This is a genomic window from Reyranella sp. GW821-FHT12G01 (assembly GCF_058806575.1).
Map to the genome: position 1 here is coordinate 2,562,189 of NZ_JBXAPV010000001.1, position 13,486 is coordinate 2,575,674.

The 13,486-nt window shown below is 63.2% G+C and carries 15 protein-coding genes and 1 tRNA gene; 3 read left to right on the forward strand and 13 right to left on the reverse strand.

Annotated elements, in window-relative coordinates; genetic code table 11:
* Both AC1RP5_RS12265 and AC1RP5_RS12270 read right to left on the reverse strand, forming a co-directional pair.
* The gene (locus AC1RP5_RS12265) at positions 1–468 is read right to left on the reverse strand and encodes a hypothetical protein (RefSeq protein WP_493110918.1); all 468 of its coding nucleotides are present in this window, start codon (positions 466–468) and stop codon (positions 1–3) included.
* 115 nt (positions 469–583) lie between these two features.
* A complete protein-coding gene (locus AC1RP5_RS12270) occupies positions 584–1,267 on the reverse strand; it encodes an SOS response-associated peptidase (protein WP_493110919.1) in 684 nt (227 codons plus the stop codon).
* A 104-nt stretch (positions 1,268–1,371) separates the two neighbouring features.
* Between AC1RP5_RS12270 and AC1RP5_RS12275 the strand changes: the two genes are divergently transcribed.
* Positions 1,372–3,462: a hypothetical protein gene (locus tag AC1RP5_RS12275; RefSeq protein ID WP_493110920.1), complete on the forward strand. Its 2,091-nt coding sequence runs from the start codon at positions 1,372–1,374 to the stop codon at positions 3,460–3,462.
* A 296-nt stretch (positions 3,463–3,758) separates the two neighbouring features.
* Here the strand turns inward: AC1RP5_RS12275 and AC1RP5_RS12280 are convergent, their stop codons facing one another.
* Together AC1RP5_RS12280 and AC1RP5_RS12285 are read right to left on the reverse strand one after the other, a co-directional pair.
* A complete protein-coding gene (locus AC1RP5_RS12280; protein ID WP_493110921.1) occupies positions 3,759–4,004 on the reverse strand; it encodes a hypothetical protein in 246 nt (81 codons plus the stop codon).
* Between the two features lie 37 nt (positions 4,005–4,041).
* Complete coding sequence (locus AC1RP5_RS12285; RefSeq protein WP_493110922.1) at positions 4,042–4,344, reverse strand: hypothetical protein; 303 nt, start codon at positions 4,342–4,344, stop codon at positions 4,042–4,044.
* Between the two features lie 376 nt (positions 4,345–4,720).
* Here AC1RP5_RS12285 and AC1RP5_RS12290 point away from each other — a divergent pair, with 376 nt between their 5' ends.
* The gene (locus AC1RP5_RS12290; RefSeq protein WP_493110923.1) at positions 4,721–5,818 is read left to right on the forward strand and encodes a tyrosine-type recombinase/integrase; all 1,098 of its coding nucleotides are present in this window, start codon (positions 4,721–4,723) and stop codon (positions 5,816–5,818) included.
* On the opposite strand, the gene AC1RP5_RS12295 is transcribed toward AC1RP5_RS12290, so the two are convergent.
* The 5 genes from AC1RP5_RS12295 to AC1RP5_RS12315 form a co-directional block, all read right to left on the reverse strand.
* Positions 5,815–6,135, reverse strand: a complete 321-nt coding sequence (locus tag AC1RP5_RS12295) for a cupin domain-containing protein (protein WP_493110924.1) — start codon at positions 6,133–6,135, stop codon at positions 5,815–5,817. The two genes, AC1RP5_RS12290 and AC1RP5_RS12295, sit on opposite strands and share 4 nt — an antisense overlap.
* Positions 6,136–6,167: 32 nt before the next feature.
* Positions 6,168–6,833: a hypothetical protein gene (locus tag AC1RP5_RS12300; protein ID WP_493110925.1), complete on the reverse strand. Its 666-nt coding sequence runs from the start codon at positions 6,831–6,833 to the stop codon at positions 6,168–6,170.
* A 161-nt stretch (positions 6,834–6,994) separates the two neighbouring features.
* Positions 6,995–7,825 carry a hypothetical protein gene (locus tag AC1RP5_RS12305; protein WP_493110926.1) on the reverse strand — a complete coding sequence of 277 codons (831 nt, stop codon included), beginning with the start codon at positions 7,823–7,825 and terminating at the stop codon, positions 6,995–6,997.
* Positions 7,825–8,175: a hypothetical protein gene (locus tag AC1RP5_RS12310; protein ID WP_493110927.1), complete on the reverse strand. Its 351-nt coding sequence runs from the start codon at positions 8,173–8,175 to the stop codon at positions 7,825–7,827. Before AC1RP5_RS12310 ends, AC1RP5_RS12305 begins: the two co-directional genes overlap by 1 nt.
* A 225-nt stretch (positions 8,176–8,400) precedes the next feature.
* The gene (locus AC1RP5_RS12315; RefSeq protein WP_493110928.1) at positions 8,401–8,766 is read right to left on the reverse strand and encodes a hypothetical protein; all 366 of its coding nucleotides are present in this window, start codon (positions 8,764–8,766) and stop codon (positions 8,401–8,403) included.
* Between AC1RP5_RS12315 and AC1RP5_RS12320 the strand changes: the two genes are divergently transcribed.
* The gene (locus AC1RP5_RS12320) at positions 8,756–8,923 is read left to right on the forward strand and encodes a hypothetical protein (RefSeq protein ID WP_493110929.1); all 168 of its coding nucleotides are present in this window, start codon (positions 8,756–8,758) and stop codon (positions 8,921–8,923) included. The two genes, AC1RP5_RS12315 and AC1RP5_RS12320, sit on opposite strands and share 11 nt — an antisense overlap.
* A gap of 240 nt (positions 8,924–9,163) precedes the next feature.
* Here the strand turns inward: AC1RP5_RS12320 and AC1RP5_RS12325 are convergent.
* The 4 genes from AC1RP5_RS12325 to AC1RP5_RS12340 form a co-directional block, all read right to left on the reverse strand.
* A tRNA-Glu gene (locus AC1RP5_RS12325) sits at positions 9,164–9,239 on the reverse strand.
* 43 nt (positions 9,240–9,282) lie between these two features.
* Positions 9,283–11,103 (reverse strand): single-stranded-DNA-specific exonuclease RecJ, encoded by a 1,821-nt coding sequence (gene recJ, locus AC1RP5_RS12330; protein ID WP_493110930.1) that lies wholly within the window; start codon positions 11,101–11,103, stop codon positions 9,283–9,285.
* A 62-nt stretch (positions 11,104–11,165) separates the two neighbouring features.
* Positions 11,166–12,164 (reverse strand): class II fructose-bisphosphatase, encoded by a 999-nt coding sequence (gene glpX / locus AC1RP5_RS12335; RefSeq protein WP_493110931.1) that lies wholly within the window; start codon positions 12,162–12,164, stop codon positions 11,166–11,168.
* A gap of 29 nt (positions 12,165–12,193) precedes the next feature.
* Positions 12,194–13,486: a homoserine dehydrogenase gene (locus AC1RP5_RS12340; protein WP_493110932.1), complete on the reverse strand. Its 1,293-nt coding sequence runs from the start codon at positions 13,484–13,486 to the stop codon at positions 12,194–12,196.

The following is a 13,486-nucleotide window of genomic DNA, read 5'->3' on the forward strand; positions in this document are numbered from 1 at the left end:
CTACCTCGCCGTATCGTCGCCGAACGACATGCGATCGGCCAGCATCTGGCCGACGTAAGCGCCGGCCAATCCATCCAGGTAGGCATCGATCTCGATCAGATGGTCGGCCCAGCCGTACACGCGAGCGGGATGATCGGCCGGCAGATCGGAGGACAGGTAGTCGGCGCCGGCGGTGAGGAACACGACCTTCACGTCAACCTTGTCGTCCCACACGAAGCCGTCAGCGACGCCCTGGATCTCGGCGCGGCGGCCATCGACCAGGTCGACCAGGAAGCCGCCTTCCCAGGCATCGATCTCGACGCCGATCCAGGCGCCGTGCACCCGGGCGACGTCATGCGCCACGATTCCGTGCCGGGTACGGTCGAGCCTTTCGAGCAGCTGCTTGAAGGGCCAGAGGTAGGTCGCTTCGGCCGTTCGGCGGAGATTGGACTGCAGAAGGACGGGCATTGGCGGGATGTTCTGACCCATGCGGAGCCTCCAAAGGTGGCCCGACTCCTACGAGAACAAATAAAGAACATCAAGGGCTAATTTCGAAGGGCCACGACATGGGGTCCGTCGCCACGAGACCCACTGGATATTGCGGTCAGGCCGCTTTCTGGGTCTCCGGAAGCAGCACGATCGTCCCCGGCTTGGCCGGCTGCTGCAGCTTCAGCGCCTCCTCGGCCGTGCCGGTCAGCCAGGTCTCGATCTCTTCCTTCGTCGTGAGGATCAGCGGCGTGGCCTTGTCGTGGATCGGCTTCACGACGTCGGCCGGGTCGGTGGTGAGGAAGGAATAGACCGTGTGCTGGCCGACATCGGGCTTGGCCTTGGTGCCGCGATCGCCGGTCCAGGTCCGCCAGATACCTGCGAAGGCAAAGAGCGACCCATCGGGCCGCGCGAACCAGCGGTTCACCGACGGTTGTCCGTTGACCTTCTTACCGGTGTTCTTGTCGGGCTCGGCGAACTTGATGACCGGTACCAGGCAGCGGCCGCCGATATCCTTGCCGACGACCGTCGAGGGCGCCTTCAGCCAGGGCTTCCAGTAGTTCGACGCGGTATTGCGGACGTTGGTGACGTAGCCCGAACCTGGCACAGTGGGCGGCTTGGGGAAGCCCCAGCGCATGTCACTGATCGCCATCCGCCCGTCGCCCTCGAGCAATATCACCGGCGCTTCACCGTTTGGGTAGACGTTCTTCACTTCTTTGAAATTCGTGCCGATGAGCTCGCGGTGCCGGAAGAGGCTGGCGACTTCTTCGCGACTCAGCCGCGTGGTGTACAGGTTACACATAGACGTGATGCTAGCCTGCCGCCCGGTTACACCAAACCTCCCGTTGCTCGCGTATTGCGTGCAATTCGATATTGCGTAACGATACGTCGGGCCTTGGGGTAATCATGATCGGCGACATCCTGGGAAAAACCGCAAAGTGGTGCGCAACGAACATTGGCTTGATATCGGCCGATCGATGGGAAAACGCAATAGTTGCGGCGCCTGCTTTCTTGATTTCTGCCGCAATCGCGGCGCCTAAAATCATAAAGTTTGTCCATTGGTGGCGTGCCCCCTACTTGGCGCCGAAGACGGACCCAGGCGACCTTCACATTCTCATCGCCGATCTACTGCATGATGAGAAAGGTCAGATCCGAAAAGCGCTTGCGGACGGCCTGAATGACTGGGCAAACGCCCACAAATTATCGCCGAAGATCCACGAGCTTCGAAGAGGCATCGAGTTCAGGGAACGCTTCGACGAACGCCAACGCGTGCGGACCGCCGCCCACCTGCAGAAGTGGCTATCCCTCACGGGCTATGACGTTCTCGTTTGGGGAGAGTGGATTGCAGGGAGCGGACCCGGTGGAACACTGAAGTTACGCTTCACAGTAAGGAATTTGGAAGCAGACACACAGGCCACCGAAGATATCCGGCCACTCACACACTACGCCCTGCAGACCACCAATTTGGAGATCCTCCCCGATGGCATCGGCCAAGGAGTTAACAAGGTCTTAGGCGAAGCCGCGTTAAGATTTTTTTCCGCTGCGCATGCTGTTCACGTAAGCGTCGATGACGCGAGCGTCGGCGCGGAGTTTCTCGATAGCGCCGCAAAAAAAGGTATCGCCCTCCTTGGCGCGGACGCTGCGGCGTTTCCTCCAGGCGTGCTCGCAAATGTTGCCAATGAAGTCTTCCGCATCTGCGCGCACGAAGGCCCAAGACAAATACTTCTTGAGAAACTGGATCAGACGCTAACCCGCCAAGGAACAAATGCAGTTTCCGCCAGCGAATCAGCACGTTGGCGGCTATATCGTGCCTCAGCTGAAGCCTACGCACTCCGCGATGAGGCTTCATTGTCCAAACTCCGACAGAGAGTCGCAGAGAGCGAAGCCCTGTTGATCACAAGCGACACCATGGAGAACAAAATGGTGCTGGGAATGCTTGTGGCGCGCTTGGGCGCGACTTCGAGAGATGTTGCCAAGGTTCGTCGTGGACTTGATCTTCTCGATGAGGCCATAAATGCCTACAGTTTTGATATCACACCAGAAATCTGGCTCGAGTTAAATGTCCATAAGGCTGAAGTTTGCTGCGCTCTCGGTTATGATGGCGATGTTCACTTCAGTCGAATGACATTGGATACTGTGCGTTTGTCTCTTTCAAAAAGCGGCAGAACATATCCCTTACATTCTTCACGATTGAAAGTAGTCCAAGCAATATCGATGGGTTCTTCAGCGTATCAATCCGGAATCCCAGAGGACTATTCCACGGCTTCCGAATTTTTTCAGGAGGCGCTCCTGAGCCTGAGCCCCCTCAGAACTCGCAACGCCTGGATAATAACTCAGTCGAACTTTGCGTATCATCTCGCAGGTTTCGGTAAAGACACCGGCAAGCCAGATCGCGGCAGAGAAGCGATAGCGCGGATAAATGAAGTTATAAACGAGATCAGTCCAGAGCTGGCACCTAGGGCGTGGTTAGTCGCACAGTACGCCCGTTCTGGAATCCTTTATAATTCGGCAATGAGCGAAACACTCACCGCTCTAAAACTCAACCTGTTTATGCAATCGGCTGAGAATAGTCGCCACGCTCTCGCACACTGCAGTGCTTCTAAATTTTCGAAGGAATGGGCCGACCTCAATCTCATGCTCGGCACTGCCTTAAACAAGGTGGTATCGATGACTGATGACAATCGGTTTAATCTCATGCTCGGCACTGCCTTAAACAAGGTGGTATCGATGACTGATGACAATCGGTTTTTACAAGAAGCACGCGAGGTTATTCAAAACTTCCTGAACGAAGTGCCCGCCGATTATGGAAACTTCAACGTAGTAATTGCTTTAACTGAAATGAACGAAATATTGCTTCGCATGAACGTTAACGACCCACGACCTGAAACACTAGCGGAGGCTGAAGAAGCATTTCAGCGTGCGCGGTCCCTAAAGGATCGCCTCCAGCAAGTTGAGGTCGCCGAATGGAATTCGGCGCGGCACAGTAGGGCTGATTAAACTGCGCCATGCTGGTTAGCGCGCGCCGTACATTGGCAGGGTCGTATTCGAAGGGTTAACCGAGATATCGAGCTGCCGACAGCACCGCCCGCAGCCGCGCGGGCCGTTCATGACGGCATGCAGACTCGTCGGCTGAAGGACGGCGGCGGCGGCGGTCGTGGCCTCTACCTGTGCCCGCCTACCCCCTGACCTTCAAGACGTTCGGCGAACTCGCTGCCTTCGAACTCTAGGCGACGGTCGATTGCGGTGGTGCGGCACCGCAGCCAGCTTCAGACGGTCCCGGGAGGCCCGCCAGATCATCCGCCCAGCTTCCGGCCGGCATCGGTGAGGCAGACCGAGTGCGGCGGCGCACCCTCGCCCAACATCCAGCCCCGCGCGATCGCCAGCGCGAGCGATGCGTCGAGGGTCGCCAGCGACGTGTTGGGATGGCGCAGGCCCAGCTCGTGCACCATCACCCACTTCATCGGCCGCCCCGACGTGACGTTGTAGAGATCAGTGCGTAGGGTGCGGGCGAGCCCGAGGGGCGGCTTCGGTTTGGCCATGGGCCGACTCAACGGCGAGCCGACCGGCGGGTTTCCTCTATTTGCCCGCCGCCAGAACCTGCAGCCTGGCGGCGCGCCACTTCACGGTGCCCAGGGTCTCGAAGTACGGGGCGGCGCCCTTCCCTTTGTCGAGCTGCGCCTTGAAGGCATCGATCGCGATCACGAGATTGGCGACCGCTTCGTTGAGCTCGCGGTCTTCGTGCCAGGGTTTTCCGGAATTGGCCGGCACCTCGTCGCTCCGCAGGAAGGCGCGCAGGTCTTCCTCGCTGCCGCCCTTCTCGACGGCCTCGCACAACTCGACGAGACGGGCCGCGCCCGTCTGGAGATCGCTGATAGCCATGCATCAGCATAATCCAGAAACGAAAAAAGCGCCCGCCTCGGGGCACCGGGACGGGCGTTCAAGTTTAGGGAGAAAACGCCCAAGGCTGGCAAGCTGGCGCCCGCTCCCCTCAAAGACCTGGTTGAAGCCGGCGAGCCAGCTCACCATCGATTCACAGCGGCCGGTCGGTCTTGAACGCCGCCCGCCTTTCGCTCGCACAGAGGCGCGTCGTCAATGAGCGGACGGGGTAGACAGCGACTACAGCGGAAAATATTGCGGTAGCGCGTCCTAACGGTGAGACCATTCTGGGCGACAGTTGCAGCTAATGTGGTAGTAAATGTTGACAATGAGTAAACTTGAAGTACGCATCCAAGTCTGATTGAACGGGGCAACTCGTTTGGATCAGGTTCAATGGATGCAAGGTAAAGGCACCCGCTTAAAGCTCCGCGGAGGCATCTGGTACATAGTTGACCAGGGGAACAGCAGGGGCACGTCAACTCGGACGAGAAGCCTAGATCAAGCTGAAAAACTCCTCATCGTCCATGTTCGGCGCACCGAGCGAAAAGAGAAGATTGGCGACAAATTAACGATGGCAGTGATGCTTACCGCCTATCTCGAGGAGCACGCACGGCCAAACATAGTAGCAGTCGAACAAGCGGAAATTGCTTGCAGCTACCTTTGCGCCCATTTTGGGAATGACACTCCCGTAGTGTCGCTCTCGGATGACGACATCTCTGCCTACGTGCAAGCCCGGCGAGAGTGCAAATTGAAGCTGACGCGCGAACCTCGCCCCGCAGGAGACGGCACGCTGCGCCGTGAGCTCGGAACGCTGGTGGCTGCCCTCAATCACGCTGTCAGGAAGAGGCGTATCGCCGAGCAGTTGGTGCCTCACGTATCGCCGCCTCCAGCTCCGCCACCGAAGAACTCATGGCTTACGGCTGAAGATGAAGAGAAATTGTTTGCCCACTGCCCGGTCGAAGCGGTGGTTAGCAAAAAGCATCCGGTCGCCCGCCTCGCGCGCATTTATCGCTTTATCGTTCTGGCGGCAGACACGGCGGCCCGTAAGGCGGCTCTGGAGATGCTGACTTGGGACCAAGTCGACTTCGGGACTCGCGTCATCAACCTCAATCCGCAAGGGCGCCTGCAGACCAAAAAGCGTCGCTCCGTCATCCCCATGTCCACGAGATTGCTGGCCGTCATGGAGCGCGCACATCGGGAAAGGATCTCAGAGTACGTGCTCGACCATCCAGGCGATATCCGCACTAGCATGGAGACGCTGACCTATAAGGCGCGCATGTTCTGGGTCACGCCTCATGTGTTCCGGCACACCTGGGCGACGCGGGCCGCGCGCGCCGGTGTTTCTATGGTCGATATTGCCGACTTCCTGGGCGACGATCTGCGGACGGTCGAAAGGACCTACCGCCACCACTCGCCGGACTTCCTGCGGAACGCCGCAAACTGGCGGGAGCGTGAGGCCAGCTCGGCAAAACACTAGGTCGGATCGACGCCCAAGCCAATTTCCAAGATTTCGCATCCGGCGCCCATCCAAAGCCGGTGCTTTGTTTTCGCCGGGATCAACATGACAGATCCACCAATCAGGTGATCTTGCGCCTCGTTGGTGAACATAACGGCTTCGCCGCTCAGAACGCAAAACGTCTGATCGTACGGATGTTGGTGCTCCGGAATCTGTGACGGCTGTTTGACGCTCATCCGGATTATGGTCCGGTCCCCCGAGATGACCCGCCGGCCCAGAACGAACTCATTGTCGGCGCAGGGCTCCACATCCGACCAGTTCCAAGCGCACTTTTCCATGTGTCCGCCCATTCTTGCTTGGCTACCCCGAACTACCCAAACCAGCCGACGCTACGCGCGCCCGTCGGAGCGGCCAGAGCTGCGGGGCTGGTGCCCTGGATCTTCCCACCGCCGAACATCTCGCCCCAGGTCGGGGCGCCGGTCAGCATGCCCGCGCCGCCGAGAGCCTGCCCCGCCGTACCGAGAACTTGACCAATCCCGCGCTCGGTCGAGCCGGCGCGATTCGCCGCCTGCAGTTCGCCCGGCAGGAGCGCCGCGGACGCGCGCGCATTGCTGCCGAAGATGTTCTGCCACTGGCCGGCGCGCCCGAGCTCAATGCCCATCTTCGCCGTCTGATCGCCCACGCCGTTCACGGCCGCGTTCGCCTTGGCCTGTTGCTTGCCGCGCGTCAGGGCGCTCGAAAGCGCGCGCGCGATCGAAGATCGAGACTCGCCGTCCAATGACGCGCCGCCCGTACCGTAGACACCGCGGTTGGCGTCGAGCGTGGCCTCGTCCTTCTTGGTGCGCGCGTCGGCGATTGCAGCCTGCTCCGCGATTTGCGTGGGCGCCCGTGCCTTATCGAGCGTCACGTTAAACAGGTCGCCGGATTGGCGCTGGAACTGTTGCTGTCGACGCGTCTCTTCTGCAGTCGCAGCCGAGCGAGCGCCCTCCTGGGCATTGGCACCCATCATGTTCGCAACGGTACCAGCGGCAGACATCGCCGCGCCGGCGGCAGCTAGTGGACCACACATAGTTACTCCCAAGTCCGACAGGAGCCCTTCACGGGCGGAGACACGCAAGGCGTCGAGAAACCCAGGCTGTGGAGCTGGAGCTCGAGCCGAGGACGTGGCGAATGGCTCGGGGACCTACGCGGCATCCTTCAGCCCCAAGGATCCGGAGCTGCAGCCACCTCGTCACGGGTGGCGTTGTATAGCGCCGTGATCTGCGCCAACGACGGCACGACTCCCTGCCATACTGCGTGCTTCGCGAACTTGCTCCCGTTCGATAGACGTTGGCCGTTGTTGCCCTTGGCACCTGTCTGCAAAAGGTAGGTCGCGTTCGACGCAGAGGGCGAAGTAATCGAGGCCGGCACCGTCAAGCTCTCCAGGTTCCGCGATGTCGGGTTGCTCTTGAAATAGGTGAGCGTCGCCGCCGCGTCGTCGAATATGATCCCCGCGAACTGCATGACGCCATCGACGAGCGCAAACCCGGTTGAGATCATGTTCAGGGCGACCGTTCCGCTGCCATTGCGCACCTGAAACGTCGCGAAGCCATTTACGCCACAAGCGAGGCTAGCGCCGATCATCGACGAGTTGTTGCCGTCGGTACCCCAGACGCCCTGTTGCATGCCAAGGGCAAAGCTGTACCAACCAGCACTCGCCAGCTTCACGCCGCCCTTATGGAGCTCGTTCGCCCAACTCGGGTTCGAGCCGGTCGCGAGGTTTATCACGCCGGCGGCGGCAGACAGGAAGTAGGACTTCTTGTTGCCGGCGCCATCCTTGGTCCAGGTGAGTCCGGAAGTCGTGCGATTCGTGCCGGTTGGCGACCGGTCCGCAACAGCCGTGCCCGTGCCGGGATAGCAAGCGGTGTCCGCGGCATCGAGGCAGTCCTTCAAGCCGGCGCGCATGTTCAGCGAGGCGATGGATCCACCCCAACCCACCAGCGGCAATGCGTTCGCTCGAGGCCCGCCCTGCAGGCGCAATCGGCTCATCAGTCGGCCTTGAAGATGGCCGTCACCTTGGCGCTGCCGCCAAGCTCGATGTAACAGCCGTTGACCAGGCCGATCCCGTATTCGATCGCCTGCGTGGTCGTCAGGATCTTCGTGGGCGCGCCGTAGGCGGTGCCACTGGCCGCGGACGGGTTGTCCCAGACCTTGACGGTGCCGCTCGAGCCGACGTCGTCGATGATGAGGCGAACCAGCGTGCAGGCCGCCGCGCAGACCGGGCCGCTGGCTGCGATCGAGAGGGCGGAATACTTGCCGATCGTCTTGACCGGGCTGTCGTCGATGTCGCCGGCCTCATTGGTGACGAACACCGGCGCACGCATGGGATGATTGGCCATGCCGCATTTTATCGTGCGGGCTCATGTGACCCAATGACCAAGGATTTTGGGTTGGCGCGTCAGCGGAATGTTGTCAAAAGGTTTGAGAATCCGCGCGCTTTGTCGGACGGGACACGTGTACGCGCGGCGCGATCGTTCGGGGGTACCCCCAGGGGTCGGGTGCCGGCATGTGCCGCGCGGGCCGCCGCGATCGATGAGCCTGGAATGCTACCGCGCCGCCTACCCTCACTCCGCCGGCGGCCGTAGCTCCTCAGCCAGGTCGGCGAAGTACTTCGCCCGCTCAGCGCAAAGCTTGTGCAGGGCCTTCTGCAGCCCCGCTGGAGGGCTTCGGTACCCGCCGGCCTCTGGGCTCAGTCGACTCTGCCGCAACGTGTTGGCGCCACATCCTACGGCGTTGGCGATGTCCTCCAGCGTGAGCTTCGCCGTCACCTTGTCCATGGCCTCACGCACATCGAGGACTTGGGCGCCGCGAGTGATCACAACGCCCTTTTCATAGGCCACTACGGGAGATGTAAACTTTTTTGTTGACATGTAAACATTATAGTTTACAACGGCCATGTCGTCAACAAAGGGGATCGAAATGTCCAACATCACGGTTATCGTAACGGTCAACGGCCACATCAACCGCAACTTCAAGACGGTGCGCGGCGCGCGCGCCTTCGTTGACCAGGTCGAGAGCGGCGCACTTGGTGTGATGCTGGAGTCGATCGAGGTCGCCCTGCGGCGTCGCCCCGCTCCCGCGCGCTAGATCAGTCGCCCATCCGACCGACAAATCCCCGCCCGCGGAAACGCGCGGCGGGGTTTCTCTGTTCGGGGTAAGGCACGCGCGTCACGACTTGAGACGCAAAATGGCCACACGCCCACACCCGGCGGGCCATCGGGACACAAACGGCGCGAAAGACCGGCCCTCGGCGGGGCGCTTATTGGACATTTGTTGGACGAGGCGTCTGGCGCCGCTTGCAGTCCGATCCCAAGCTATTGAAAAGCTTGGCGTTCCCTACGGGATTCGAACCCGTGTCGCCGCCGTGAAAGGGCAGTGTCCTAGGCCTCTAGACGAAGGGAACGAGGCCGCAAGAGGGGCTGCAATACCGACTTGAAGACGGAAAATCAAGCAAGCACGGAGCCTGCCGCGGCAGCTGCGTCATCTATCTGCAGGCGCACCGTTTCACGGCCGCCGAACCGGTCGATTCGCAGCGCTCCGGCGACATGCAGCACGGGGCGCGCGGGATCCAGCAAGGCCGGTCCCAGGGCGCTCTGGTTGGCCCGGAAGGCGATGGCGTCGACCTTGCCGCGCTCGGCGCCTTGCAGGGTGCAGCGGACATGCCCCTCACCCACCGGCTGGGCGTAGCTCACCCGCACGCCGGTCAGCGCAAAGCGCGGCAGGGCATTGCCGGCCCCGAACGGCCCTGCCCGCTCGACCATAGCGACCAGCTCCCGTGTGGCGGCCGCTGGCGCCAGGGCGGCATCGATCCCCAGTTCACGGACCGGTGGCGCGGCCCCGAGCTGCGGCGCGATCCGCTCGTCGAGGAAGCGTGTCAGCTCAGCCAGCGAATCACGCGCCACGGTGAGGCCCGCCGCCATGGCATGGCCGCCGCCGTTGACCAGCAGCCCGGCCTGACGGGCCGCGATCACCGCCGCTCCGAGGTCGACGCCGCGCACCGAGCGGCCCGAGCCCTTGCCCAGGGCGCCGTCCATGCCGATCACGAAGGCCGGCCGGCCGTAGCGCTCGACCAGCCGGCTCGCCACGATGCCGATGACGCCGACGTGCCAGCCTTCGCTCTCGACCAGCAACGCCGCCGGCAGGTTCTGGCGATCCGCGCCGTAGAGCCCCTCGATCCGGGTGATCGCCTGGTCCAGCACCTCGCGCTCGATGGCGCGGCGCTCGGCGTTGAACTCGTCGAGCCGGATCGCGAGCGCACCGACTTCGTGCGGATCGTCGCTCGACAGCAGGCGGGCGCCGAGATCGGCCTGGCCGACACGGCCGCCGGCATTGACCCGGGGCCCCAACAGGAAGCCGAGATGGTAGGCCTCCGGCGCTTCCTTGAGGCGCGCGACGTCGGCCAGGGCCGAGAGGCCGACATTGCGGCGCTGGGCCATCACCTGGAGGCCGGCTTTCACCAGCGCGCGGTTGACCCCGAGCAACGGCACCACGTCGCAAACGGTCCCCAGCGCCACGAGATCGAGCCACTGCCGCAGGTCGGGTTCGGGGCGCGCCTCGCCGTACCAGCCGGCCTCGCGCAGCGCACGGTTGACGCCGACGGCCAGCAGGAAGGCCACGCCGACAGCCGCCAGATGCTTGTGCGGGCTCGAATCGTCGACCCGGTTGGGATCGACCACGGCCACAGCCTCGGGCAGCGCGATCTCCGCCATGTGGTGGTCGATCACGATGAGATCGAGACCGGCGCGCCTGGCCTCGGCCAGCGGCTCGAAGGCGGTGATGCCGCAATCGACCGTGACGACGACGTCGGCGCCCTCTTCCCTGATCTTCAGCAGCGCCGGCGCGTTGGGCCCGTAGCCTTCCTTGCGCCGGTCCGGAATGTAGACGCCGATATTGCCGCCAACCGCCCGAAAGAAGCGCAGCAGCAGCGCCGACGAGGTCGCGCCGTCGACGTCGTAGTCGCCGAACACGACGATGCGCTCGCCCTTCTGGACGGCCTGGACGAGACGCGCGACGGCAGCGTCCATGTCCTTGAGGTGCGACGGGTCGGGCAGGAACTTGCGCAGCGTCGGCTCAAGGAAGTCGTCGACCGCGTCGAGGCTCACATCGCGCGCCGCCAGAAGACGGCTGATCGCATCGGGCAGGCCATGACGCTGCGCAATGGCCAGCGCCAGCCGCTCGTCACCGAGCCGCGTCGCCCAGCGCCGTCCCGTCAGGGAACGTTCGACGCCGAGGAACGCAGCGCGCTCGGCTCTTGAAACTTCGGACATGCGGCCACCCTAGCCCAGAGCGCGGTGGATACGCTCCGGGATGTCGGCCGACAGAGCCGGGCTTACGCCCAGCTCGGCAGGCCGGTCTTGATCGAGAAATTGTGGTGGGCGGAAACCCAGCGCACCGTGCCGGTCTTGGAACGCATGACGATCGAGTGCGTCTCGGCGCCATTGTGGAAGCGGCGCACGCCCTTCAGCATCGAACCCGAGGTGACGCCGGTGGCCGCGAACATCACGTCGCCCTTGGCCATGTCGGTCATCGAGTACTTGCGATTGAGATCGGTGATGCCCCACTTCTTGGCGCGGGCCTTCTCATCGTCATTGCGGAACAGCAGACGGCCCTGGATCTGGCCACCGATGGCACGCAGCGCCGCGGCCGCCAGCACGCCCTCCGGCGCGCCGCCCGAGCCCATGTAGATGTCGATGCCCGAATCGCCGGTCGAGGTGGCGATCACGCCCGACACGTCGCCGTCGCCGATCAGCATGATGCGCGCGCCGGCCTCGCGGACTTTGGCGATCAGCTCGGAATGGCGCGGCCGGTCGAGGATGCAGACCACGAGGTCGATGACGTCGACCTTCTTGGCCTTGGCGAGGTCGTTGAGGTTCTGCGAGACGCTCTTGTCGAGGTCGACGATGCCGTCGGGCAGGCCGCCGCCAACGGCGATCTTGTCCATGTAGACGTCGGGCGCGTTGAGGAAGCCGCCATGCTCTGCCATCGCCATGACGGCGAGCGAGTTGGGCAGGCCCTTGGCGGTGATGGTCGTGCCTTCGAGCGGATCGAGCGCAATGTCGATCTTCGGGCCGCCGCCCATGCCGACCTTCTCGCCGATATAGAGCATCGGCGCTTCGTCGCGCTCGCCCTCACCGATCACCACGGTGCCTTCGATGTTCAGCGAATTCAGCGAGGTGCGCATGGCGTCGACCGCGGCCTGATCGGCCATCTTCTCGTCGCCGCGCCCCATCAACTTGGAGGCCGCAAGCGCTGCCGCCTCTGTCACCCGTACCGCTTCCAGCGCCAGGTTGCGGTCCATCTTGCCGGCATCGTCTTTCGTATCGGCCATAGCTTCCTCCGCGGCGTCTCTCTGCGCCTCTAGAACGTCTCGATCCTGATCACGCAAGGCTCTTCGGCGACAGCGCCGAGCTTGGTGATACGCGCCAGGGCGCGCTGCATCGCTGCCTCTTCGGTCTCGTGAGTGGTCAGAACCACGGGTACTTCGCCCGACTCCGACCGCCCGCGCTGCAGCATCGACTCAAGCGAAATTCGTTCCTTGGCGAGTGCCCCGGAAATGGCCGCGATCACACCCGGCCGATCCTGCACCATCAGGCGCATGTAGTAGGCGCCGACATGGCGATCCATCGGCGAGGCTTTCTTGGTCGCGAGCTTGTCGGCCGGCACAACGAAGGCCGGCATGTGCCGTCCACGCGCCACGTCGACCAGGTCGGCCACGACGGCCGAGGCGGTCGGCCCCTGCCCCGCGCCGCGGCCCTGGAACATGGTCGTGCCGACGAAGTCACCCTCGACCACGACGGCATTGAACACGCCCTCGATATGGGCGATCGGCGTGTCGAGCGGCACCATGCAGGGATGCACGCGCTGCTCGATGCCGTGACGCGTCTCGCGCGCCAGGCCCAGCAGCTTGATGCGGTAGCCGAGCTCCTGCGCGAACTCGATATCCATCGAGGTGACTCGGCGAATGCCTTCGACGTGGATGCCCGCGAAATCGACCCGGGCGCCGAAGGCCGCGCCGGTCAGCACCGCGAGCTTGTGGGCCGCATCGATGCCGTCGACGTCGAACGTCGGATCGGCTTCGGCGTAGCCCGCCGCCTGCGCCTCGGCCAGCACGACGTCGAAGTCGCGGCCGGTCTCGCGCATGGTCGTCAGGATGTAGTTACAAGTGCCGTTGAGGATGCCGTACAGCCGCTTCACGCGGTTGCCGGCGAGGCCCTCGCGCAGCGCCTTGATGATCGGAATGCCGCCCGCCACCGCCGCCTCGAAGGCGAGGCTGCGCTGCTTCTTTTCGGCTGCTGCGGCGAGTTCCGCGCCGTGCAGCGCCAACAGCGCCTTGTTGGCCGTGACGACATGCTTGCCCGAGGCCAGCGCCTTCTGGACAAGTCGTCGGGCAACGCCGCCCGAGCCGCCGATCAGCTCGACGACGACATCGATGTCCGGCGCGGTCGCCAGTGCCATCGGGTCTTTCTCCCAGCGCATGCCGGAGAGGTCGATGTCACGCTTCTTGGCTTTGCTGCGCGCGCTGACGGCCACGATCTTGAGGGGCCGCCCGCCACGCACGGCAAGGAGTCGGCCGTGCTCGGCCAACAGCTTCACAACGCCTGCGCCCACAGTGCCGAGCCCGGCGATGCCGATCCTGAGAGGAGAATTCAT

Bases quoted from the DNA above. Each gene is read 5' to 3' on its own strand.
- AC1RP5_RS12265 (WP_493110918.1), bottom strand. From the start codon at position 468: ATGGGTCAGAACATCCCGCCAATGCCCGTCCTTCTGCAGTCCAATCTC.
- AC1RP5_RS12270 (WP_493110919.1), bottom strand. From the start codon at position 1,267: ATGTGTAACCTGTACACCACGCGGCTGAGTCGCGAAGAAGTCGCCAGC.
- AC1RP5_RS12275 (WP_493110920.1), top strand. From the start codon at position 1,372: ATGATCGGCGACATCCTGGGAAAAACCGCAAAGTGGTGCGCAACGAAC.
- AC1RP5_RS12280 (WP_493110921.1), bottom strand. From the start codon at position 4,004: ATGGCCAAACCGAAGCCGCCCCTCGGGCTCGCCCGCACCCTACGCACT.
- AC1RP5_RS12285 (WP_493110922.1), bottom strand. From the start codon at position 4,344: ATGGCTATCAGCGATCTCCAGACGGGCGCGGCCCGTCTCGTCGAGTTG.
- AC1RP5_RS12295 (WP_493110924.1), bottom strand. From the start codon at position 6,135: ATGGAAAAGTGCGCTTGGAACTGGTCGGATGTGGAGCCCTGCGCCGAC.
- AC1RP5_RS12300 (WP_493110925.1), bottom strand. From the start codon at position 6,833: ATGTCTGCCGCTGGTACCGTTGCGAACATGATGGGTGCCAATGCCCAG.
- AC1RP5_RS12305 (WP_493110926.1), bottom strand. From the start codon at position 7,825: ATGAGCCGATTGCGCCTGCAGGGCGGGCCTCGAGCGAACGCATTGCCG.
- AC1RP5_RS12310 (WP_493110927.1), bottom strand. From the start codon at position 8,175: ATGGCCAATCATCCCATGCGTGCGCCGGTGTTCGTCACCAATGAGGCC.
- AC1RP5_RS12320 (WP_493110929.1), top strand. From the start codon at position 8,756: ATGTCCAACATCACGGTTATCGTAACGGTCAACGGCCACATCAACCGC.
- AC1RP5_RS12315 (WP_493110928.1), bottom strand. From the start codon at position 8,766: ATGTTGGACATTTCGATCCCCTTTGTTGACGACATGGCCGTTGTAAAC.
- recJ (WP_493110930.1), bottom strand. From the start codon at position 11,103: ATGTCCGAAGTTTCAAGAGCCGAGCGCGCTGCGTTCCTCGGCGTCGAA.
- glpX (WP_493110931.1), bottom strand. From the start codon at position 12,164: ATGGCCGATACGAAAGACGATGCCGGCAAGATGGACCGCAACCTGGCG.
- AC1RP5_RS12340 (WP_493110932.1), bottom strand. From the start codon at position 13,486: ATGAATTCTCCTCTCAGGATCGGCATCGCCGGGCTCGGCACTGTGGGC.